This is a genomic window from Scytonema hofmannii PCC 7110, from assembly GCF_000346485.2.
Lineage (GTDB): Bacteria > Cyanobacteriota > Cyanobacteriia > Cyanobacteriales > Nostocaceae > Scytonema > Scytonema hofmannii.
The window spans coordinates 2,480,356-2,501,232 of record NZ_KQ976354.1; the positions used below are offsets into that span (position 1 = coordinate 2,480,356).

The following is a 20,877-nucleotide window of genomic DNA, read 5'->3' on the forward strand; positions in this document are numbered from 1 at the left end:
ACGCTCCGAGCTACATCTTCAAGGGTTTTCAGCCGTTTTCCTTATAATTCCAGACTGTGATGCGTACTTAGTTCGATTGACAAGATTTTCAGGGGCTACCTGAGGATAATCTTCTTGGATTTCTTCCGGGTAAGATTGCAAGTAAAGCAGGCAGTTAACAACTAAATTTATATAATTAATTATTTGCTTAAATTTGCTGTCCATTCCTAATTTATGTTGATTTTTAAAATTTTCTAGATCTGAACTGGAAAAACGATCTTCTTTCTGTCTTTTGATCCTTTGCTTGTTATTGATTTCTTCTAATCTTTTTCGTTCTAATTCTGCCGCTTCCCCAACAGTTATATTTGCGAACGATCTGTTTAATATGAAATGGATTACATCTTCATAACAATCAATGCAATTATTCGGATATTTATTCGTCTTACTTTTAATGCTAGTCAGTGCAATTCTTAAAGAACTAGTATTAGGACATTGACTCACATAAACACCATCTAACCAAAAACAAACATCATTTTTCAAAGTAGATGATTTTTGAGAAACGATTGATGTAATCAAAGAATTGATGTTTCCATCAAATTTTTTATCGTCCTGTTTACCAAAATATAGATAAATTGTCGGAAATGGCAGGTGAATATCTTTTAATAATACGTTCTTGATGTCAGTTTTCCCAAATAATTCTAGTAATTGCGGTGAAAAATCAAAAATGTTACTTCCGTGATAACTAAGGGATATATATTGTCGTAAAGTTATATAATCATCGTTATGAAATATTTCTAAAAAATCTAGCCCTCTTTCATATTGAGTTACTTTTCCTAAAAAATAATATTTATTAATTGTTCGATAAACTTTTCTTAAATAATCTGGATATATATCTGAAGATAATGAAGATTGAATATCTTTTATTCGTTGGCTAACCAGATAATTATAAGATTTTTCTAGTTGTTTTTGAGAGCAAGAAAAGATAATATCGACATCTTTACCACTATCTAATGAAAAAGTTTGAATAGCTTCATTGAGAAAATGACTTTTTGATGAAGCATAACGAATAGGGTGGTAATGAGATAGAGGGTTGGGCTTGCATTCTTGTTTTTTACTCATACTTGGGTGTTACTCATTGTTTACCCCAAGTATTCCCCAATCAAAGATGAAAATTACAAGCAAAGTCATATTGTATGGAGCTGACTTGACTAAAGCTGACTTGTTCGGTGCTAGCCTTACTACTGCTGATGCCAGATATCTCACCTTGTGCAACACCATTATGCCAGATGGTACTGTTAGAACTGAGTTCATTGATACTGAGTGATTGAGCTACTGATTCTGTATCGGCTAGGAGAGGTGAGCACAATAGCTTCTGATAATGGTGACAATATCATCAATCGAACCTGGTTTAAGTACGGCTTTTGGAGTAACAAATTGATACATTTCGCTAATTCAAAATAAGTAAACCAAAAATGGTTTATAAACTGACTTTCCAACAATTGTCAACAATCGTAGGGGCGCAGCAGCCTTGTACCCCTACAAAGATCCCCTCATATCCTCTTGTAACCAATAGTTGTCTGTCATTGGTAAGGGTTTCAACTCTCTTTACATTTTGTAACTTAATTCTGTTTATTTCTGCCTACCTACTTATATCAGATATCATTCATCAAATTTTGGGAATTATAAATTTATGCATTCCTAAACTTTAACTATGAATTTTAAACTAACTGCCCTAGTTGTTCTTGCTCTTGCTGTAGTATCTATAGCCACCCCAACCCTGGCTCAACAACTTCAGAAATCTCAATACAAAGCCGGAGAATTGCTCGTTACTTTGGGAAGTGATGACTCCTATCAAGGATGTGACAGAGAAAATCAATGCATCACACTTCATGGCTCCGAAACCGTAATTGATAGAAAGTATAGCAGTAAGCGCTGGTTAAATGGTGAATACACTTACGCAATATCCTGGCGTGAAGGTAAAAGGGAAAATATGCGCTTGAGTATTCTGAAAAACGATCGCCGCATTTTTACTAGCGAACTTGTTCCCTTCTCCGATCTAAAGTGGGAGAAATGGTGTGATGTTACAGGCGTGTACGCGGGACAACTCCCTATTCTTTATGCCCCTGCAGGCAAATCAAAGGCAGCATTAAACAATGGAAACATCGTTCGTGCTATTCGGCAAAAAGATGATTGGACTTATGTGGAAGTAGCGCGGGGTTCAAATGCTGGAGTGAACAGAGTGCGGGGATGGGTAAACTCCAACTATTTACAATGCACTAAAGAAGCAAATAAGTGAATTTTGGATGCGTGGATTTTGGATTGAAAAAGCCTTAAACTATACTTGCTGTTTCCTTATTCTACTGAGGCGGCGGAGAACCCGAGTTGTTAGTTCGGCTTCTTCAACAGACTTGTTAATGTAGTCATCTGCACCGACTGCAAATGCTTTGTCAATCTCACTCTTTTGTGTGCGTGCTGACCAAAAGATAATTGGTATCCTGTACCATTTCGGGTCGCAACGCACAACCTGACACAATTCCAAGCTGTTTAATTCAGGCATTTCCACATCTAGTATGAGTAAATCTGGTCTCGAAGCAATCAGCACTTCCCAAAATTGATGCGGATCGCTTAATGTTGTGACTTCCACTCCTAACGGCTGCAGGAGATTTGTCAGATGTGATAAAGCTGCTTCATCTTTATCTACTACCATTACCCGGTTACCAGAAGAAGTCTCTTGCGTACTGCTTAATACCTTAGTCACAACTTTGAGGATACTATAGCTTGATTGGGGTTTTTGTAAAAAAATACACCCACCTAGGCGAGCAACTTCCAACCTGTTTGCTAGACTTCCTTCTCCAGAAAAGACCAAAACAGGTATTTTGGGAATTTGCTGTGCTAGTTCGTGAAGTAATGTCAGCCCATCTTCTGTAGAACTGGGGAAGTTAAGGTCAAGCAGGATAACATTGGGTGGAGTTTGGGCAATGACCTTTCGCGCAACTTCTAAATCTGTTGCTACTTCCACTCGCAACTTCCAAGCGATCGCTTCAATCCTAATTCTTTCTGCTAACATCAAATCGTCATCCACAATCAAAATCAGTGGAGAGTCAGAACTTTGCTCTCCTTCTGTTTCGGATATTGGTGTTTTTTGTAACTCTTGTCCAAGTAATTCCACTACCATAACAATTTGCTTAACGTCATCAGCTTGCAATTGCTTGTAAGGTTGAAAAAAATCCTCTAACTCCCTTGCTAGTTCAGAACCGTGCATCAAACCAAATATTCCCAATGACCCGGCTAACGTGTGTGCTTCGTATTTAGCCTGTTGTAGCAATTCGGGAGTCAACTGACCTGTTGCTAGTGCGGAAGTTGCTTGTTCTAACACAGCAAAATGTTCTACATATTTACCCTTGAATTTTTCCCAAACTTTAGAGGTGGTTGCTTTCACCTTTTTTTGGTTGATTGTTTGCTTAACGGAAAAATCATCTTCTTTTGATTTTGATGGAGTTTTCAGTCGATACCCCAACCCGTGAACTGTTTCAATTGGATCGGATGCACCTGCTGCTCTAAATTTTTGTCGCAAACATTTGATGTGAGTGCTAACAGTTTCTTCTCCCGGTGAATCAGCAAAATCCCATAGTTTCTCTAAAACAGCTTTGCGGCTAAAAACACGCTTAGGATTGAGCAGGAAAAGCTCTAACAAACAATACTCTTTAGGAGTTAATCGTAAGGGTTTTTGTCCGCAAGTCACTTGGTTGTTAACAGTATCAAAATGTATATCTTCCCAAACAATGACAGATGACGGTACTGTTTTTCCTCGCCGTAAAAGAGCACGCACCCGTGCTAACAATTCATTCATTTCAAATGGCTTAACAACATAATCATCTGCTCCTGCATCCAAACCCATGACTCGGTCTGTTGTGCTGTCTTTGCCAGTCAAGAGTAAAATAGGACTTTGATACCCTAAAGAGCGCAGGCGTCTGCACACACTAATACCATCCATATCCGGAAGCATAATGTCTAAAAGAACTAGGTCATATTCAAATGCCTTCGCCAGTTCTAAACCAGTCTGTCCATCCATTGCTTGGTTAACTGTATAGTTATGAGCAATCAGAATGTCAGAAACCACTAAACTGGTAGGGCGATCGTCTTCTACCAACAGAATTTTCACGGATTTGCTTCCCTTTTATAATATAGAGTGCCTCAGGTTATAGCGATCGCAGCAATCTGGGGATAAAGTGTAATATTAGTTACATTATAAGGGATGGAGCTTAAGATACAAGTCTAAAGGCTGCAAGTTTGAGTCTGACAAGTGCTATCAAAAGTCTTTCAGGTAAAAATGAAGAACTTGTGGAGACAACATTAATTATAAATTATAAATTATAAATTGAAGGTTTAAGCATTTAGTAGGTTAACAGATGACTGTGGAAAAATACTGGCATAGAATAGCGGCTACTCTATGTTTTATTTTTTGCAAGCGAGGCTTTTGTGAAGTTATTTCTTGTTCGCTCTCTATGGGTAGCACCCACCGTTTTGGTTTTAGCATCTACGCCAGCCCGATCGCAAGTTAGTACAAAAATTAATATAATCCCGCCTGCCGAGCAAACAGGTATAAATGGTAGTAGCGGTTTTGAGACTAAAATCCTAGAACAGCCGAAATCAGCAGTAGGGAATGGTTCTCAATTTATTGAAAATTGCGCCTTTTGTAACTTCAAGTATCCAGAAACTGCAAGACAGCAAGGTATGACAGGCACGGTGGAAATGAGTGTTGAGGCTGATGATGTTGGTAATGTAACCAAGGTGAAACTGATTCGTTCTAGCGGTTACAAAGAATTGGATGCCTCTGCTATTGAACAAGTCGGGAAGTTGAAGTTAGCACCACAAGCAGGAGGACGACAAGATATGCGAGTCAAAATAAATTATCAATTATGAATGCTTAAACCTTCGATTCATAATTCATAATTCATAATTTTAGATTTCCATCTTCCATATAGACGATGCGATCGGCTATATCAAGAATGCGATTGTCATGAGTGACAAGCAAAATGGTACACTCTTGCTCTTTTGCTAGCTTCTGCATTAATTCCACAACATCACGCCCAGATTTTTTATCAAGTGCTGCTGTTGGTTCATCTGCTAAAACAATTTTTGGCTGACTCACAAGCGCACGGGCGATCGCAACCCGTTGCTTTTGTCCGCCTGACAAACTCTCTGGATAATAAGAAACGCGATTCCCCAATCCAACACTCTCAAGCATGGCAATTGCTTTACCATCCATGTCTTGGTCTAGATACTTGTCATGCAATTCTAAAGACATTCGTACATTTTCTTTAGCTGTTAAAAACGTCATTAAATTATGTGCCTGAAAAATATAGCCAATGTTGCAGCGAACCTCCCTCAACTGTTTTTGACCTGCACCACGCATTTCTTGACCTAAAATTCTCAAACTTCCTTCATGAGCAGAACGCAATCCACCCATTAAAGTCAACAAAGTTGTTTTTCCCGAACCTGAAGGTCCAGTCATAATCACAATTTCGCCTGCATTAATTTCTAAATTAATGTCAAATAGTGCTTGTTTGCGAAGCGCACCTTCTCCAAAGTAATGATTGAGATTTTGTGCAACAATTACAGGTTCCATAGGAGTCCCTTTACAAAGTTGGTCACTGGTCACTGGTCACTGGTCACTGGTCACTGTTCCTCGTAATGAATTGGCTGTTTTTTTGATAAAACTAGCTGTTGGAACTGCCATCAGTAAACCTAATACTCCTGCAAACTTTGCTCCTAGAAGTAGAGAAATAAATACCCAAGCAGGATTAAGCCCGGTAATACCTCCTATTAATCGAGGTGCAACAACATTCTCGTTAATTTGACCGAGGACAACAGCGACTATTAACACTTTGAGTCCCAGCCATACATCTTGAAATGCCACTAACACGCTAATGAGTGCGATACTAACAACTCCACCAAATGGGATTAAGCTTGCTACCCCTATACCCAGTCCAAAAAGTAACCCAAATGGTACTTGTAACGCCAGAAATGCCAGAACCATAATTGCACTGAGAATAGTGGCTATGATTGCTTGACCTGCAAAGTAGTTTTGAAAACTTTGCTTGAGAGATAATTGAATTTGTTTGTACCAATCAGGGGGTAACCAGCTTAAAAGGCCCTCCCAAAGACTTTTGCCATACAACACTAGAAAAATCGTGAGTACTAAAGTTAACACAAGATTGAGCGCACTATTGATAGTATCAAGCGTTACATTAATAATTTGTTTAGTAAAAGATTGCATCGCTCCAGTAAGTTGACCTGTTAGTTGACCCGCAATCCCACTGATATCAATGGGTAGCTGCTGAAACAGTGTTTGCTCGTCTAAGGCTTGCAGTTCTTGCTTTCCTGCTTCAATCCAAGCAGGTACGCGGTTGCCAAACTCAACAAGTTGTTCAAAAACTAATGGACCTAAGACCAACCCGATAATACTAAACAGGAGTAGCGATATGAGGAGCACAAGCCCAATTGCCAAGCTTCTTTTCACTCCTCGCTCTTCTAAAAAGACAATAGGGTAGTTTAGTAGAAAAGCGATCAGGCTGGCTGTAAATACAATACTCACGATTGGTTGTAAGTATTGACAAAGCAAAAGTATGAGCCAACCATTGACAAATATGACAGGAAATGCTATTCCTATGTTCAGCCAGCGTGGTAGTTTTTTAGTACCAGTCATAACTAAGAAGTGGGGAGTAGGGAGTAGGGAGTAGGGAGTAGGGGTAAGAAATTTTCATGCGTTCGCGAAGCGTCTCTACAGGAGATACGCGAACGTCGTTGAGAAAAGTGTTACTTGTTGAGAATACAACAAAAAACACGGGTGCTAGAAAATATCTGCGGGATCGGCAGATTGCAGTTTCCGCATTGCGACTGTCCCAGAAAAGCCACACATCCCTACTGTCAGTACAAATACAGTTATTGCTCGACTTATTGTCATGGCAATCGGTAGCAATGTTGCTACATACGTCAATTGGTAAAGTGCGATCGCAATTACAAATCCTGGTATAAATCCTAAGACTGCCAATAGCAAGGCTTCTTGTAACAACATACCGATTAGATAACCATCGCTGTAACCCATCGCCTTTAGTGTTGCGTATTCCGGTAAATGGTCGGCAACATCGCTGTAGAGAATCTGGTAAACAATGATGATTCCTACAATAAATCCAACAACCACACCAAGCCCAAAAATAAATCCGATTGTCCCTTGACTTTCCCAATAGTATTTTTCCACTGCTGCAAAGCCTTCGGGTGTTAAAATTCTCACATCTCCTGATAATTCTTTTGTCAACTCCGCTTGTACTTTAGCTGCATCAAAACCTGGTTTAAGCTGAATCAAGCCGACTTCTATCCGATTGGGTTGACGCTCTGGAAACAATTTTAAAAATGTCGAATCGCTTGTGATGACATTGCCATCAGCAGCAAAAGATGAACCAATGGTAAATAACCCTGTCACTTGAATATTCTGCTGGTTCAATTCTGCTTCTAGGGTTCCTTGTTTTTGCAGCTTACTAGCAATATCTCCATATTCCGGACGCGATGCACGGTCAAACAACACTTGATTCAAAAGTTTTACTTGTGTGGCATTTTGCTTGATTTCTGGTAACTTCAAGCTAGGGGCGTCTGGTTCAATTCCCCAGATGAGAATAGCCCGGTTAAGACGGTTTTCAGGATTTTTCCACTGTCCCGAACCTATATATATAGAACTCACTGATTTTACTGCTTCATGACCCAATGTTTGATAAAGTCTTTCTCTGGAAAAGGTTTTCACTGAGAAGAGAGTTTGGAATTGGGGATTTGTCATCACTAAATCTGCTTCAAGCAAGCGATGGGGTAGTGTCGCGCTATCGTAGAGGGCATCTTGAAACCCTAGTTGTACGAACATCAGCATATCTGCAAAGGCAATACCTGCAACTGCGATCGCCAAACGGTTTTTTTCTTTTATCACCTGTCGCCACGCTAGTGGTGTTCTGCGTAACCATTTGCTAAACATAATTGAATACCTTCATTCAGCTGAATTTTTGGAATTTGTAGAAATTCATTCTTTGCTCTCTACAACTGGTGCTGTTTCTTCAAGTTCTCTTTGTCGTATCAGAAGAAATAGAGGTAAGCCTAGAGACACTCCAACTAGTAAAGTACTTGCAACATAAATCCACAAATTCTTCATCTTTAGTCGTGAACCTTCCTGAAATACAAAGACTAGAAGAATGATTGCTGAGACAAACATATCCATAGCAAAGAATGCAGAAATTCTGTTGGCAAAAAGCTGTTCTAGGAAAAGGCGTAGATCTAGTCCATTTTCTAAAAGAAATGGGACAAATTGAGATAAGGGTAAAATAGTACCTAAAACACAAAGAATAAAGTATGCTGTTTTCAACATTTTAATCCCTCTACCTAAAGGGTTAGAAAATCATGTCATTGATGCTCGATAGAACTTTGGCAAAGTCAATTTTGAAAAAAGCTGTAAAAAAACGAATTTTTTCTCTATTTCTATTGACATTTCTTGAGAATATAAGTCTCCAACTTGTAATTACTAAAGTTGCCCAGGGATACGTTTTTCTCAAAATTTGATACCAAATTTTGGAAAACCAGATTTGAGGTGTTTGGCAAAACATTTCTGGGAGTCTTTTCATGCGCATCCTTTAATCTATACCGAACATTCGTTATATTTTGAGCGAGAAATAAAGTTATAGTTCGATAGCTGTCTGCACTTGTAAATTAGTCAAACCTGCAACCTTTTTACTGTCTTCAGGGCTAAGACGAATTTTGACCTCAACAACTCGCTTGTCTAAGTTCTCTCCTGGTTGGTTGCTGAAAACATTTTGTTTGTCAACTTGCAAGCCAATCTGGGAAACAGATCCAAGGAGTTTTCCAGTCACGGCTTGACCTGTGACAGTGGCCTTTTGTCCGAGTTTGACTTGGACGATATCAGATTGATATACTTCTGCTACGGCGACCATGCGATCTGTTTGTGCCAAGTCAACAATTCCGGATTCGCTCATTTTTTCTCCTTCTCGCGTGCGAATCTTCAGAATATTTCCTGAAATGGGGGATCTAATGTAGGCTTTTTCTAAATCAGTTTGTGCTTGTTTAACAGATGCAATGGCATCATCAACTTCTGCTTGCGCCGTCCCCACATCCACAGGACGAACTTCAGCAATTTTATCAAGAGTGGCTTTGGCTTCTGCAATTTCTGCCTGTAGTGTATCTGCTGTACGGTTCCGATTGGCTTTAGCTTCAATTAATTTTGTTTGGGCTGTTTCAAAAGCTAATCTTTTGTTGTCAAAGTTCAAGGCAGATTCTGCTCCTTCTCGGTATAGTATTTGGTAGCGATCGTATTCTGCACGAGCAATGTTCAACTCAGACTGACGGCGGGTAATGATGGCTTTTTGAGTTGCAATGTCGCCCTGTAATTGGGCTTTTAAACGCTCTATTGTGGCTTTTTGAGCGGCGATTTCTCCAGTTTTTGCTCCTGCTTTCACCTGAGCAAGTTTGGCTTGAGCCATCTTGACTTGCTCTTGTGCTTTTTTGAGAGCATCTTGCAGTTTATCCCTCGAATCGAGAATTGCCACCACCTGTCCAACTTTCACGCGATCGCCCTCTTGAACCAGGAGTTTAGTCAAGCGATCGCCATCCAATGCTAGGGGTGCAGACAGCTTAATAACTTCAGATTCTGGTTCCAATCTCCCCAAGGCTGTCACTTTTTTCATTGGTGAAGTTGTTACCAGCGGTGTAGGTTTTTGACTGACACCTCCAAACTGAGAAATGCTATAAACAACTGTTCCACCCATCATGACAGTAGCACCGATAACTAAAGCCATCATCCATTGATTTTTTTGTTTAGATAAATTATTTAACATTTGTCATTTGTCCTTTGGTATTGGTCACTGGTCACTGGTCACTGGTCACTCCCTTGATACTTTTCCAAATAAGCTGTTACCATTTTGCTCAACAAATCAAATTGTTCTGTAAGAGAAATACTGTCATTATTCATAAGTAATTCCAGAAATAAGCCATCAATTAGGCTCAGAATCAACCAAACTAATACCCGATCTTCAACACCTAACAACTCATAAAATGCTTGTTCGTATCGCTTATTGGCACGCCGAAACACATCATTACCCTGCATCTCCTTAAAGTCTGGATGCTGGCAGAAATCAACAAGTAGATAAGTCCACTTAACGTAGTAATCCTGCTTTTTAACCAGAAATCGCCCCAACCCGTCTAATCGTGCTTTTGGAGTTTGTACCCCTTCCAACTCAATCATTGCCAAAGACACATCTCGCTCGCATATTTCTTCCACTAATTGCTCAAATAAGGCTTTTTTATTGGGAAAGTAATGATAGAGGGTTCCGGTAGACACGCCCAAGCCTTCGGCTATTTGGCGCATAGTAATAGTGCTGTATCCTTTGTCTGCAAATAAGTCAAAACATTTGCTGAGTAGTTCTTTACGATACAACTCATGGTCTACTATTTTTGGCATGGTTCATATTTATATCGAACATCCGTTATATAAAGTGTATGCAGTAAGCAGTTACTTTGTCAAGACTGTTTCTGATAAGGGAACTGGCATGGTTATTTCTGCCGTGTTGTACTCGCGTTGCTGGTTCCTATTCGAGAGTTCCGGTTATCTCATTTAATGATTTTTTAAGCTTGAATTAACTACTGTGAAACCGTTGCAGTCATTGATGTAAATTTTCTATGCTGATAGGTCTATGTCTTTTATGAGAGGGCAAGGAATAAATTATTAATTAAATTTAAGAAAGTTAACACATTGTTTCAACTAGGAGACAACAGCAACATGAAGACTGGCTATCTAAATCGGTGCGCTCGGAAACTGACGGCGATCGCAGGTATTATTGGTGTAACGACCTTCTTTGGCGTTCCAGCGATCGCACAAGGTCAAACCATTACTCCCGACAACGCATCACCCGTGCCAATGGATAACTCCGTACCACCGACACGTGGTTCACAGTATCCTCAATCCGGTTCTGGCACACCTGGTACAAATGGTGCCACTTCTGGAAACTTGGTAGAACTTGCCTCAACAAATCAGTCCTTCAGCACTTTGGCACAAGCTGTAGAAGCAGCAGGATTGTCTAACACACTTGCTAGTGGTGACTATACCGTCTTTGCACCAACAGACGAAGCTTTCAACAATTCTTTACCTCAAGGGGCTGTAGAATTTTTGCTCAGACCTGAGAACAGAACTCTTTTACGCCAAGTTCTCACCTATCATGTTGTACCTGGCGAAGTAACTTCCAACGAATTAGCAACTGGATCAGTAACTACACTAGGGGGTGGGGTAGCAGTTCGCGTAACTCCCGAAAGAGTGATTGTAAATGATGGTAGTGTCGTGCAACCCGATATTCGTGCAAATAATGGAGTGATCCACGCAGTTAACCGCGTACTACTTCCTCAACAACTGCGGCAGACCATTGCTTCTCGCTTAGAGACACAGCAACCAAACCAAGCTCCTCAATAGGATAGACTTCTTAATTCTGCCTGCTAAACCCGAAGGCTTAGCAGGATACCCTAATTTGAGAATTTACTTTGGTGTAGAGATAATTAAACAAAATATGTATAGGGATATACTGATTTTTTTGTCCCTGAGCCTACAATGAAGGAAAAACTAAGCCTTTTATAATATCATTAAAAATAAAGTTTAGAGATTGGGTGAAGACAATGAATACTGGAACTATCGCTGCCTTAACTGCTATGGCAGCAATTATCGGTGCATGGGGTGCAGCTTACGGGCAATCTTCGCAGAAACCTCAATCCAACCAAGAAAAATATACCATTCAGGGTGGCTCTTTGACGGGGATCGGCAATAGATCTGCTGAAAACGACTACTCAAGATTTTTTTCAGACATAAATTCAGGTGGCACTGCAAGGACAAATGTTCAAGTAGCTCCAACGGGTATCATACCACTAAGCGATCGCGTTGAATTGCGTCAGAATGAGAGGTTTAACCCAAATAACGTAATTATACCACAAGGTGGAAATGAGCCATTTGATAGTGGAAACGCAGTGGAAGTTCAAGTGACACCCAGGTAGAACTCCTTGATTTCACGTAGCGTTTTTCAGCAAAAAGGTGACCAAAGTTTTGGAAAATCTCTATCAGTTGTGTGACTCCCTCCAGATTTTAGGCTTCAGCTTAAAATCTGGAGGGACACTTATATATTGAGAGCAAGAAAAATATTAAGTCGCAATCATCTCACGAGGCAAGGGATGATACTCTTTTTATATGTTACGCAAGTAAATCTCCCGCGATCGCAATTTACTAGTGGAAAACTGTCCTGTACTTACGGGTAACCATCTGCTAGTAATAGAGGTTTCCTTCGCGCACGTAAATATAGAGGAGGGCAAAAAGTGACCCGTGTAATTATTGTGCGTCACGGTCAAAGCACATACAACGCCGAAAAACGCATACAAGGACGTACTGATGCATCCAAGCTCACAGAACAAGGTTGTGCTGATTCAAGTAAAGCGGGCAAGGCTCTTGCTAATATCGTATTTAGCGCAATATACACTAGTCCCCTACAACGAGCTAAAGACACAGCAGAGACTATCCGCAATGAATTAGCCAATCATTCCGAACAAAGTCCTCTTCCTCAAACTTCTGAGAAATTGTTGGAAATTGACCTTCCTTTATGGCAAGGATTGGCAACTGCTGAAGTCAACGAGAAGTTTGCCGAAGACTACCGCATTTGGAAGGAAACTCCGGATCGACTCCAAATGTTGGTTCAAAACGGTGAAGAAACAAGAGAATTCTTTCCTGTCCTAGCTTTATACGAACAAGCGCGTCAGTTTTGGCAAGAAGTTTTACACCGCCATCAAGGCGAAACTATTCTTATTGTTGGACATAATGGTATTAATCGTGCTTTGATTAGCACGGCACTCTCCATTCCCCCATCTCGCTACCATTCCATACAACAATCCAACTGCAACATTAGCGTCCTCAATTTTTCTGGTGGATTAGGAGAATCAGTCCAACTAGAATCCCTCAATCAAACCCAACATCTTGGAGAAACGTTCCCCTCTTTAAGACCCAATCATCAAGGGGTAAGATTATTATTGGTGCGCCATGGCGAAACTGAGTGGAACCGCCAAACGAGATTTCAGGGTCAAATTGATGTTCCTCTGAATGACAATGGCAGACAGCAAGCCCAGAAAGCCGCCCAATTTCTCAAAGATGTCGCCATTGATTTTGCTGTTAGCAGCCCAATGCTGCGTCCTAAAGAAACAGCAGAAATTATTTTGGCACTCCATCCCAATCTAGAATTGGCTCTCTATGATGGTTTGAGAGAAATCAGCCACGGGCTTTGGGAAGGAAAATTAGAAAAAGAAATAGACCAAGAGTTTCCTGGCGAGTTGCATCGTTGGCGTACAACACCAGCCCAAGTGCAAATGCCAGAAGGGGAAAATTTGCAGCAAGTTTGGGATCGTGCTGTTGTCGCATGGCAATCTATTGTAGAAACAGCATTGGCAAAGGGTCTCAAAACCGGATTAGTTGTTGCTCACGATGCAACTAATAAAACTTTGCTCTGCCATATTCTAGGTTTGTCATCAGAACAATTCTGGAATTTCCGTCAGGGGAATGGTGCAGTTAGCGTTATTGATTACCCCTTGGGCGCTAATGGTTTGCCAGTACTGCAAGCAATGAACATTACCGCTCACTTAGGTGGAGGTGTGTTGGATAAAACAGCAGCAGGAGCGTTGTAGCATATTTAGCAGAGCGTCTAAAAAACTGTAAACTTGTACAAGCTGATATTTGAATAAATGCAAGTTGATAGCTAATAGCTAATGGCTAATTAGATAAAATGACAAGCGAACTGCTACAACAAGTAAGGGTTATTGACCCGGTTTCTGGGATTGACCGCATTACTGATGTGCTCATTAACGATGGCTTAATTAGGTTTGTTGCTGAGAACATTTCTGATTTGCCAAATGATACCCACATCAACAATTGTCAGGGTTTAGTTCTGGGACCGGGATTGGTGGATTTATACAGTCACTCTGGGGAACCTGGGTTTGAAGAACGGGAAAGTCTCCTTTCTCTCATGCAAGCTGCCTCTGCTGGAGGTTTTACAAGAATTAATATATTACCTGATACATCCCCATCTGTTGATGACCCCTCTGTTGTTGCACAGTTGTTGCAGAAAAGCAAAAAACACAGAGATATTTCCCCTGTTCCTCACTTCCCCCTTCCTCTCGTTCACGTTTGGGGTGCAATTACTGAGAAAGTGACTGGCAAGCAAATGACCGAATTGGCAGATTTAGCCGCCGCAGGAGTGGTTGGTTTTACTGATGGTCAGCCTTGGGAAAATTTTGCATTGGTGCGGCGAGTGTTGGAATATCTCCAACCTTTAGGGAAGCCCGTGGCGTTTTACTGCTGCGATCCTGAGTTGAAGGGAAATGGGGTAGTACGGGAAGGTTTAGACGCTATCAGGTTGGGGTTGCCTTTTATACCTGCGAGTGCTGAAGCCTCTGCCATTGCTGCTTTACTGGAATTAGCTTCTCCCATAGGCGTACCAATACACATTATGCGTGTTTCTACTGCTCGTAGTGTTGAACTTATTACTTCAGCAAAAGCTAGTGGCGTGCCTGTGACTGCTAGTACAACTTGGATGCATCTTTTATTGGATACAAAAGCAGTGAAAAGTTACGATCCGAGCCTGCGTTTGGAACCACCTTTAGGAAATTCGCAAGATTTAGCGGCGTTGCGGCAAGGAGTAAAAACAGGTGCGCTCGATGCGATCGCTATTGACCACTCGCCCTACACTTATGAGGAAAAAACTGTTGCCTTTGCTGAAGCCCCACCAGGTGCAATTGGTTTTGAATTAGCATTACCTTTTCTATGGCAGTATCTAGTGGAAAGTGGGGAATGGACGGCTGTAGAATTGTGGAGAGCTTTAAGTACCCGTCCCGCAGAGTGCTTGCAACAAAAACCCAGTGCGATCGCACCAGGGCAACAAGTAGAAATGATTTTATTCGATCCCCAGGAAAGCTGGAAAGTTGAAAAGAAAAATCTTTACACGCTTTCAACTAATACGCCTTGGTTGGGTCAACAAATTCAAGGTCGTGTTATACGGACAGTGACCAGTGACCAGTGACCAGTGACCAGTGACCAGTGACCAGTGACCAGTGAGATTGAGTACTATCCTTAACTCGTTTCTACAGGAAATTTTTTCAAAAATTAACAATACTAGAGTACCATAATGTTGTAATATGCACAGAAAAGGGACGCATCCAAGTTCCCGCGAGGATACGTCCCTTTAAAAGAATAAAAAACTAAAATTCTGGAGTCATCATAACATGAACAACATCCTAGAAACAGATCAGTATGCGGATTTTTCACAAACGATCGCAGAAGAATTTCATCATTTCGTTGAGTGGGCTTTAATAAAGGAGCAAAACCCCGTAGAAGAGGTTATCGGCGAGCTTCACTACTGTAGTTTCTCAACTCTGTACGGAATTGCTCAAATGGGGCAACATTTAGCTTTTCTCAAAGAGAAGCTAAAGCCGAAACAATATGAAGAAGCGATCGCATCCACTCTTGGATGGGCATCAGGGATTGCCAACAGGATTTTGAAGTTAGCCCCTGTGCTTGGTGAGTTTACCCTGAAGCAACTTCAAGAAATTGAAGGAAATCTTGACCTGCAAGTACTTTACAAACTAGCAGCAGGGAGAGTATCGCTAGAGATAATTAAAGAAACACTTCTAAAAGCTTGTAGTGCAAGGGTTTCAAAAAAAGATATTCCGAAACAGCTAAGAAAAAAGCCTACGCCTTGGAGGTATGTAGGCAATGGTCGCGAATATCAACCACCAAGAATCTCTGAGAGATTTGGTATAGTTATTGAACAGTTATTTCAAGAAACGCTAATACCTCGACGATTGCTGATTGAGCAGGCAATTGAGTCAATAATGGATGCTCAGCAAAAGGCTCAATTGGAACTCATGGAATATATTGAGTCGCAATTCCAAGAAAATAAAGCTTATGTTCTTTAAAGCTTGCTCGAGCTAAAACGGGCGAGACGCCCGTTCCACGGGACAATTATTTGTTCCACAATCCGTGAAAACCGCTATAAAACTTTCAATAACTCTTCTGTCTGTCGTGGCTGAACCAGTGTATTCGCGCACAGAATACCAGAAGCAGCTACAGCTGGTACACCAATTCCAGGCATAGTGCTATCACCTACACGGTACAAACCCTGTATTGGTGTTTGTGTTCCTGGAAACATCCCCTTACCTGCCTCAATTGCAGGACCGTAAGTTCCGCGATCCCTTCGCAAATAATGAGCGTGAGTTAAAGGTGTACCGATGAGTTCTAACACCACACGTTCCCTAATATCTGGGATAATTCGTTCTAAGGCTCGATATAAAGTTTGGGCTTTTTCCTGCTTCTTCTGTTCGTAACCATTATTCCGTTCCCACCCAGTAAAAGGTTCCAAAGTATAGGCGTGAATCACGTGATGACCGAATGGCGCTAACGTTGCATCCCAAACGCTAGGAATAGATATCATACAAGTATTTCCGGGTACTGTGATATCTTTATGACCATCATGAACAACTACATGATGCCCTGTTAAATTTTCTAAAGCCTCAGCACGAATGCCTAAATGCAAGTGCATAAAACTGTCAACAGCAGGTGTACTTAAAGCTGTTTTGCAGAAAGATGGAGGCAAATCTTCAGGTTGCAGCAGATGAGAGTACGTATCCCAAAGACTAGCATTGGAAATAACCACAGGTGCTTTTAGTGTTTGACCGGTTTTCAGGCGCACACCAGTAACCCTATGTAGAGACGCGCCATGGCGCGTCTTATCTTGTTGCGCCTTATCATGCGTCTTGTCATCTCGCGTCTTACCATGAAACGTCTCTACAAGAATTTGCTCAACGTGATGACCCAATAATAATTCACCGCCCCAACGTTCCAGTCCCCGAACCAAAGCCTTGACAATTGCGTCACTTCCACCTGTGGGATACTCCACATGAGTACGGGAACGTTCACCCAACATAAAAGCTACTTCAGGGGCAATAGTGCCATGTGCTTTTAAACCAGATAACAGAAAACATTCCAAATCAATCAGCTGCCTTACCCAAGGATCTTTTACTGTTGCATCCATCACACTACCTGCAGAAGATTGCACAAGTGGCAAGTTAGGTAACATCTTGAATAAAGATGGTAAGTACCGCCCAATCAACACAAGCACTAACTGCCAATCAGCCCTCAAAACCAAAGAAGGAATATCCTTCATCGCTTCGTACAGAGGTAACAAGCGGTCTGCAAATTGCTTCCACTCCCTAGCACCTTGGGGTGTTCTTTTAGCTATTTCTTCACAATAACGTTCCGCATTACTGTAAACGGGAAAAGAAATATTTGGCAAGTGATAATGACCAAGGGGGTCATAAGCTACAGTTTGTAAAGATTCGCCTAGAGCATCTAAAACCTGTTTTACAGGATTTAAACTCTTGGCACCAGTCAGACCACAATAGAATGAAGGACCAGAATCAAATTCAAACCCCCGTCTTTTAAAGCTATGTGCAGCGCCTCCTGGAACTGTATGGCTTTCACAAACAACAACCCGCTTACCATAACGAGCAAGTAATGCAGCAGCAGTTAACCCGCCAATACCACTTCCAATGACTATGACATCGATATTTTCCATTTTTGTTAGTAGTTAGTAGTTAGTAGTTTATCTCCCACTAACCATGTAGGGGCGCAATCAATGCCTTGCACCTCTACTAACCACTAACCACTAACTAGTGACCAATGACCAATGACCAAACCATTGATTGAACTAAAAGGCATTTCTAAGTCTTTTGGTAGCAATAAAGTATTAGATAATGTAGATTTGACGATTGACCGAGGAGATGCACTGGGAATTATAGGTCCTAGCGGTACTGGTAAATCAACAATTCTACGAGTGATTGCTGGATTGCTTTCTCCTGATGAAGGAGAGATTTACATAGAAGGAGAACGGCGACAGGGTTTGATTGAAGATGCTACCGATCCAGTTGGTATCGGTATGGTATTTCAACAAGCAGCATTGTTTGATTCTTTGACAGTTGAGGAAAATGTGGGTTTTTTACTCTATCAACACTCAAAACTGTCTCATCAACGGGTTCGAGAACTGGTTGCTGAAAAATTAGAAATGGTTGGGTTGGGAGGAATAAGCAACCTTTATCCAGCCGAACTTTCTGGTGGTATGAGAAAACGGGTTAGTTTTGCTCGTGCTATCATGTCTAATCCCGATAGTTCCAAAGATACTCCAGAGGTTTTGCTATACGATGAACCAACAGCCGGACTCGATCCCATTGCTTCGACGGTGATAGAAGATTTAATCCGGCATTTGCAATCTACACAAGGAGTTTGTAGCACTTATGCTATCGTAACCCACCAAGAGAGCACTATTCGTCGCACGGCTGATAGATTGGTGTTTCTTTATCAAGGTAAAGTGCAATGGCAAGGTACCGTTAGTGAATTGGATAAAACAGACCATCCTTTGATTAGACAATTTATGAGCGGAAGCGTAACTGGACCAATTCAGGTTATCGGCTAGAACGATTTTGGATTTTAGATTTTAGATTTTGGATTGGTCTTCAATCCAAAATCTAAAATCCAAAGTCTAAAATTTATAGAGAGGAGAATTGATATGCGATCGCGAACATTTCGAGAAGGTTCTGTAGGACTATTACTTTTACTAGGATTGGGTGTATTCGGTCTAATTTTCGTATGGTTAAATAGAGTGAATGCTGGACGCAATTCCTACAAAGCTGTTGTTGAATTTGCTAATGCTGGAGGAATGCAAAAAGGCGCAGTTGTCCGGTATCGTGGTGTTAAAGTAGGCAGAATCTCCGACATTAGACCCGGTCCAAATAATGTTGAAGTGGAAATCGAAATTGGCGATCCCAACCTCATTATTCCCAGTGATGTAAAAGTTGAAGCCAATCAATCGGGGTTGATTAGCGAAAGTGTTGTTGATATTACACCAAAAACGAAATTGATCCCCTCTAGTAATTTTACTAAACCCTTGGACAAAAATTGCAATTCCCAAATAATTGTTTGTAATGGCTCTCGGTTAAAAGGTCAAATTGGCATCAGTCTTGACGAACTTATTCGCACGACAACAGATTTAGCCACTCTATACACGAATCCACAATTTTATAAAAATGTTAATAAAGCTGTGGAAAACACTGCAGTTGCGGCAGAAAGTGTTGCTCAATTAAGCCGCAATCTTAATGTTTTAAGCAAAAGCTTACAACAACAAGTCAATGGCATTTCCGAAACAACAGAGACAATTCAACAAGCCACAACTCAACTAACGTCATCTACTACTACAACTTTAAATCAACTTAGTACATCCACTACTCAAACCTTAAACCAGATTAGTAAAACGGCGGGTCAGTTTAGTGGTACTGCAGGGCAATTTGGTGAGACTGCTAGGGAAATCCGTTTAACAGCGAATCAAGCTAATAAACTGATTAACAACCTTGATACCGTGCTCATAGACAACCGTTCTTCACTGGTTGCCGCATTAAATAATATTACTGAAACGAGTAATGCGTTGCGTCAAACAGTGACCAGCTTATCACCTACTGTCAATCGCGTTACCCAAGGGCAATTACTGCAAAATTTAGAAACTCTCTCAGCAAACGCCGCACAAGCTTCTGCCAACTTGCGCGATGTTACCAATACTCTCAACAATTCCAACAATTTATTAGTACTGCAACAAACTCTAGATTCTGCACGAGTAACGTTTGAGAATACCCAGAAAATCACATCCGATTTAGATGAATTGACAGGAGACCCAGCTTTTCGGCAAAACCTCCGACAACTTGTTAATGGTTTAAGTAGCTTGGTGTCTTCCACACAGCAAATGCAGCAGGAAGTACGCGTTGCGACTACTTTGGATTCAATCAAAGCTGTCGTTCATAATTCTCATATTGCAACTCCCCCCACAAGTACAAAGATACCACAGATGAAGTTTAACATTCCATTAGATAGCGATCGCAGTCCCATGAAAACCTCTCTACCAACATCAATTACCTTTACTACTGATACTCCAAGCACAAATCAGCAGCCAATCGTGATTGATGAGGTCGTACCTACGGTGATAAAAAGTTTTGACAAACAACCCCAGCAACCTCAACAACCTCAAAATGCGATAACTTCTATCAATTCCCCTTCATCCCAAGAAAATCTTTTAAAACAACTCAGACAGCATCGTGAAGGTGTGAGGGAGTAGGGAGTAGGGGGTAGGGAGGGGACAAGGAAGATAACTCATCGCGAATTCTCAATGCTCAATCCAAAATCCAAAATCCAAAATCCAAAATCTAAAATCCAAAATCCAAAATCGTTAGTTCCAATCTTCTTCTTCTCGTTTACCGCGACTCTTGTAGATACCCCCAAGGCTGTGAAGCTGACGGGTTTTTTCAAACAATTGTTCTTCGGTAAGGTCCCATTGCTGTAAGATCTGGTTTAGATCCCGTTGAATGTCTCTTGCACCAGGAAAACCTTGATAGCGAATTCGCAATCTAGCTAATTCTGCTAGATTATAATCAGTTGCCTCTTGAGTTAGTAAAGTATCAACGATGAGGCGATCGCGATTGTATAGAGGGTGCTGCTGTTCTTTATTACCTGCAATCATAGAATTTAGGATGAAAAAATGTTAGTAGTTAGTAGTGAGTAGTTACTTGTTTAAAAATTACCACTAACCACTAACCAGTGACCAGTGACCAGTGACCAGTGACCAGTAACACTAACCACTAATCGCATCGGCTAACACACCTTACCTCTTACGGGTCTCACCACTGTCAGTCACCTTTGAATAAAGATACATTGTCATTAAGTAAAGTAAACAAATGTTC

Annotated in this window: 20 protein-coding genes; 10 read left to right on the plus strand and 10 right to left on the minus strand. The window is 41.0% G+C overall.

What is annotated here, in order from left to right; translation table 11 throughout:
• Positions 1–18: 18 nt before the first annotated feature.
• Positions 19–1,098: an AcrVA2 family anti-CRISPR protein gene (locus WA1_RS10675; RefSeq protein WP_066612820.1), complete on the minus strand. Its 1,080-nt coding sequence runs from the start codon at positions 1,096–1,098 to the stop codon at positions 19–21.
• A gap of 46 nt (positions 1,099–1,144) precedes the next feature.
• Here WA1_RS10675 and WA1_RS56825 point away from each other — a divergent pair, with 46 nt between their 5' ends.
• Positions 1,145–1,303, plus strand: coding sequence for a pentapeptide repeat-containing protein (locus tag WA1_RS56825; RefSeq protein ID WP_017744000.1), 159 nt, complete (start codon positions 1,145–1,147; stop codon positions 1,301–1,303).
• A gap of 387 nt (positions 1,304–1,690) precedes the next feature.
• Positions 1,691–2,275 (plus strand): hypothetical protein, encoded by a 585-nt coding sequence (locus tag WA1_RS10680; RefSeq protein ID WP_017744001.1) that lies wholly within the window; start codon positions 1,691–1,693, stop codon positions 2,273–2,275.
• A 39-nt stretch (positions 2,276–2,314) separates the two neighbouring features.
• On the opposite strand, the gene WA1_RS10685 is transcribed toward WA1_RS10680, so the two are convergent.
• Positions 2,315–4,141, minus strand: coding sequence for a response regulator (locus tag WA1_RS10685; RefSeq protein ID WP_017744002.1), 1,827 nt, complete (start codon positions 4,139–4,141; stop codon positions 2,315–2,317).
• A gap of 317 nt (positions 4,142–4,458) precedes the next feature.
• Here WA1_RS10685 and WA1_RS10690 point away from each other — a divergent pair, with 317 nt between their 5' ends.
• On the plus strand, positions 4,459–4,902 hold the full coding sequence (locus WA1_RS10690) for an energy transducer TonB (RefSeq protein ID WP_017744003.1): 444 nt from the start codon (positions 4,459–4,461) through the stop codon (positions 4,900–4,902).
• 31 nt (positions 4,903–4,933) lie between these two features.
• Here the strand turns inward: WA1_RS10690 and WA1_RS10695 are convergent, their stop codons facing one another.
• The 6 genes from WA1_RS10695 to WA1_RS10725 form a co-directional block, all read right to left on the minus strand.
• Positions 4,934–5,608: a DevA family ABC transporter ATP-binding protein gene (locus WA1_RS10695; RefSeq protein WP_017744004.1), complete on the minus strand. Its 675-nt coding sequence runs from the start codon at positions 5,606–5,608 to the stop codon at positions 4,934–4,936.
• A gap of 36 nt (positions 5,609–5,644) precedes the next feature.
• Positions 5,645–6,688 (minus strand): AI-2E family transporter, encoded by a 1,044-nt coding sequence (locus WA1_RS10700; RefSeq protein ID WP_017744005.1) that lies wholly within the window; start codon positions 6,686–6,688, stop codon positions 5,645–5,647.
• Positions 6,689–6,832: 144 nt separating this feature from the next.
• Complete coding sequence (devC, locus tag WA1_RS10705; protein ID WP_017744006.1) at positions 6,833–7,999, minus strand: ABC transporter permease DevC; 1,167 nt, start codon at positions 7,997–7,999, stop codon at positions 6,833–6,835.
• 45 nt (positions 8,000–8,044) lie between these two features.
• The gene (locus WA1_RS10710; RefSeq protein ID WP_017744007.1) at positions 8,045–8,386 is read right to left on the minus strand and encodes a DUF2834 domain-containing protein; all 342 of its coding nucleotides are present in this window, start codon (positions 8,384–8,386) and stop codon (positions 8,045–8,047) included.
• Between the two features lie 307 nt (positions 8,387–8,693).
• Positions 8,694–9,866 (minus strand): ABC exporter membrane fusion protein, encoded by a 1,173-nt coding sequence (locus WA1_RS10720; protein WP_017744009.1) that lies wholly within the window; start codon positions 9,864–9,866, stop codon positions 8,694–8,696.
• Positions 9,867–9,904: 38 nt separating this feature from the next.
• Positions 9,905–10,489 (minus strand): TetR/AcrR family transcriptional regulator, encoded by a 585-nt coding sequence (locus WA1_RS10725; RefSeq protein ID WP_017744010.1) that lies wholly within the window; start codon positions 10,487–10,489, stop codon positions 9,905–9,907.
• 318 nt (positions 10,490–10,807) lie between these two features.
• Here WA1_RS10725 and WA1_RS10730 point away from each other — a divergent pair, with 318 nt between their 5' ends.
• The 5 genes from WA1_RS10730 to WA1_RS10750 all read left to right on the plus strand — a co-directional run bounded on the left by WA1_RS10730 (position 10,808) and on the right by WA1_RS10750 (position 16,017).
• Positions 10,808–11,491: a fasciclin domain-containing protein gene (locus WA1_RS10730; RefSeq protein ID WP_017744011.1), complete on the plus strand. Its 684-nt coding sequence runs from the start codon at positions 10,808–10,810 to the stop codon at positions 11,489–11,491.
• A gap of 200 nt (positions 11,492–11,691) precedes the next feature.
• Positions 11,692–12,063, plus strand: coding sequence for a hypothetical protein (locus tag WA1_RS10735; RefSeq protein WP_017744012.1), 372 nt, complete (start codon positions 11,692–11,694; stop codon positions 12,061–12,063).
• Between the two features lie 315 nt (positions 12,064–12,378).
• Positions 12,379–13,731, plus strand: coding sequence for a histidine phosphatase family protein (locus tag WA1_RS10740; protein ID WP_017744013.1), 1,353 nt, complete (start codon positions 12,379–12,381; stop codon positions 13,729–13,731).
• 98 nt (positions 13,732–13,829) lie between these two features.
• Positions 13,830–15,122 carry a dihydroorotase gene (locus WA1_RS10745; RefSeq protein WP_017744014.1) on the plus strand — a complete coding sequence of 431 codons (1,293 nt, stop codon included), beginning with the start codon at positions 13,830–13,832 and terminating at the stop codon, positions 15,120–15,122.
• Positions 15,123–15,324: 202 nt separating this feature from the next.
• On the plus strand, positions 15,325–16,017 hold the full coding sequence (locus tag WA1_RS10750; protein ID WP_017744015.1) for a hypothetical protein: 693 nt from the start codon (positions 15,325–15,327) through the stop codon (positions 16,015–16,017).
• 74 nt (positions 16,018–16,091) lie between these two features.
• Here WA1_RS10750 and WA1_RS10755 read toward each other — a convergent pair whose 3' ends face one another.
• Positions 16,092–17,675, minus strand: coding sequence for a phytoene desaturase family protein (locus tag WA1_RS10755; protein WP_017744016.1), 1,584 nt, complete (start codon positions 17,673–17,675; stop codon positions 16,092–16,094).
• Positions 17,676–17,786: 111 nt separating this feature from the next.
• Here WA1_RS10755 and WA1_RS10760 point away from each other — a divergent pair, with 111 nt between their 5' ends.
• Together WA1_RS10760 and WA1_RS10765 are read left to right on the plus strand one after the other, a co-directional pair.
• The gene (locus WA1_RS10760) at positions 17,787–18,569 is read left to right on the plus strand and encodes an ABC transporter ATP-binding protein (protein ID WP_017744017.1); all 783 of its coding nucleotides are present in this window, start codon (positions 17,787–17,789) and stop codon (positions 18,567–18,569) included.
• 93 nt (positions 18,570–18,662) lie between these two features.
• Positions 18,663–20,255, plus strand: coding sequence for an MlaD family protein (locus WA1_RS10765; RefSeq protein WP_017744018.1), 1,593 nt, complete (start codon positions 18,663–18,665; stop codon positions 20,253–20,255).
• A 111-nt stretch (positions 20,256–20,366) separates the two neighbouring features.
• On the opposite strand, the gene WA1_RS10770 is transcribed toward WA1_RS10765, so the two are convergent.
• Positions 20,367–20,657 carry a DUF3288 family protein gene (locus tag WA1_RS10770; RefSeq protein ID WP_017744019.1) on the minus strand — a complete coding sequence of 97 codons (291 nt, stop codon included), beginning with the start codon at positions 20,655–20,657 and terminating at the stop codon, positions 20,367–20,369.
• Positions 20,658–20,877: the final 220 nt, after the last annotated feature.

What these genes read in the sequence shown, in the direction of transcription:
- WA1_RS10710 (WP_017744007.1), bottom strand. Translation starts at nt 8,386, where the DNA reads ATGTTGAAAACAGCATACTTTATTCTTTGTGTTTTAGGTACTATTTTA.
- WA1_RS10675 (WP_066612820.1), bottom strand. Translation starts at nt 1,098, where the DNA reads ATGAGTAAAAAACAAGAATGCAAGCCCAACCCTCTATCTCATTACCAC.
- WA1_RS10765 (WP_017744018.1), top strand. Translation starts at nt 18,663, where the DNA reads ATGCGATCGCGAACATTTCGAGAAGGTTCTGTAGGACTATTACTTTTA.
- WA1_RS10770 (WP_017744019.1), bottom strand. Translation starts at nt 20,657, where the DNA reads ATGATTGCAGGTAATAAAGAACAGCAGCACCCTCTATACAATCGCGAT.
- WA1_RS10755 (WP_017744016.1), bottom strand. Translation starts at nt 17,675, where the DNA reads ATGGAAAATATCGATGTCATAGTCATTGGAAGTGGTATTGGCGGGTTA.
- WA1_RS10760 (WP_017744017.1), top strand. Translation starts at nt 17,787, where the DNA reads ATGACCAAACCATTGATTGAACTAAAAGGCATTTCTAAGTCTTTTGGT.
- devC (WP_017744006.1), bottom strand. Translation starts at nt 7,999, where the DNA reads ATGTTTAGCAAATGGTTACGCAGAACACCACTAGCGTGGCGACAGGTG.
- WA1_RS10750 (WP_017744015.1), top strand. Translation starts at nt 15,325, where the DNA reads ATGAACAACATCCTAGAAACAGATCAGTATGCGGATTTTTCACAAACG.
- WA1_RS10730 (WP_017744011.1), top strand. Translation starts at nt 10,808, where the DNA reads ATGAAGACTGGCTATCTAAATCGGTGCGCTCGGAAACTGACGGCGATC.
- WA1_RS10725 (WP_017744010.1), bottom strand. Translation starts at nt 10,489, where the DNA reads ATGCCAAAAATAGTAGACCATGAGTTGTATCGTAAAGAACTACTCAGC.
- WA1_RS10695 (WP_017744004.1), bottom strand. Translation starts at nt 5,608, where the DNA reads ATGGAACCTGTAATTGTTGCACAAAATCTCAATCATTACTTTGGAGAA.
- WA1_RS10700 (WP_017744005.1), bottom strand. Translation starts at nt 6,688, where the DNA reads ATGACTGGTACTAAAAAACTACCACGCTGGCTGAACATAGGAATAGCA.
- WA1_RS56825 (WP_017744000.1), top strand. Translation starts at nt 1,145, where the DNA reads ATGAAAATTACAAGCAAAGTCATATTGTATGGAGCTGACTTGACTAAA.
- WA1_RS10735 (WP_017744012.1), top strand. Translation starts at nt 11,692, where the DNA reads ATGAATACTGGAACTATCGCTGCCTTAACTGCTATGGCAGCAATTATC.
- WA1_RS10680 (WP_017744001.1), top strand. Translation starts at nt 1,691, where the DNA reads ATGAATTTTAAACTAACTGCCCTAGTTGTTCTTGCTCTTGCTGTAGTA.
- WA1_RS10720 (WP_017744009.1), bottom strand. Translation starts at nt 9,866, where the DNA reads ATGTTAAATAATTTATCTAAACAAAAAAATCAATGGATGATGGCTTTA.
- WA1_RS10745 (WP_017744014.1), top strand. Translation starts at nt 13,830, where the DNA reads ATGACAAGCGAACTGCTACAACAAGTAAGGGTTATTGACCCGGTTTCT.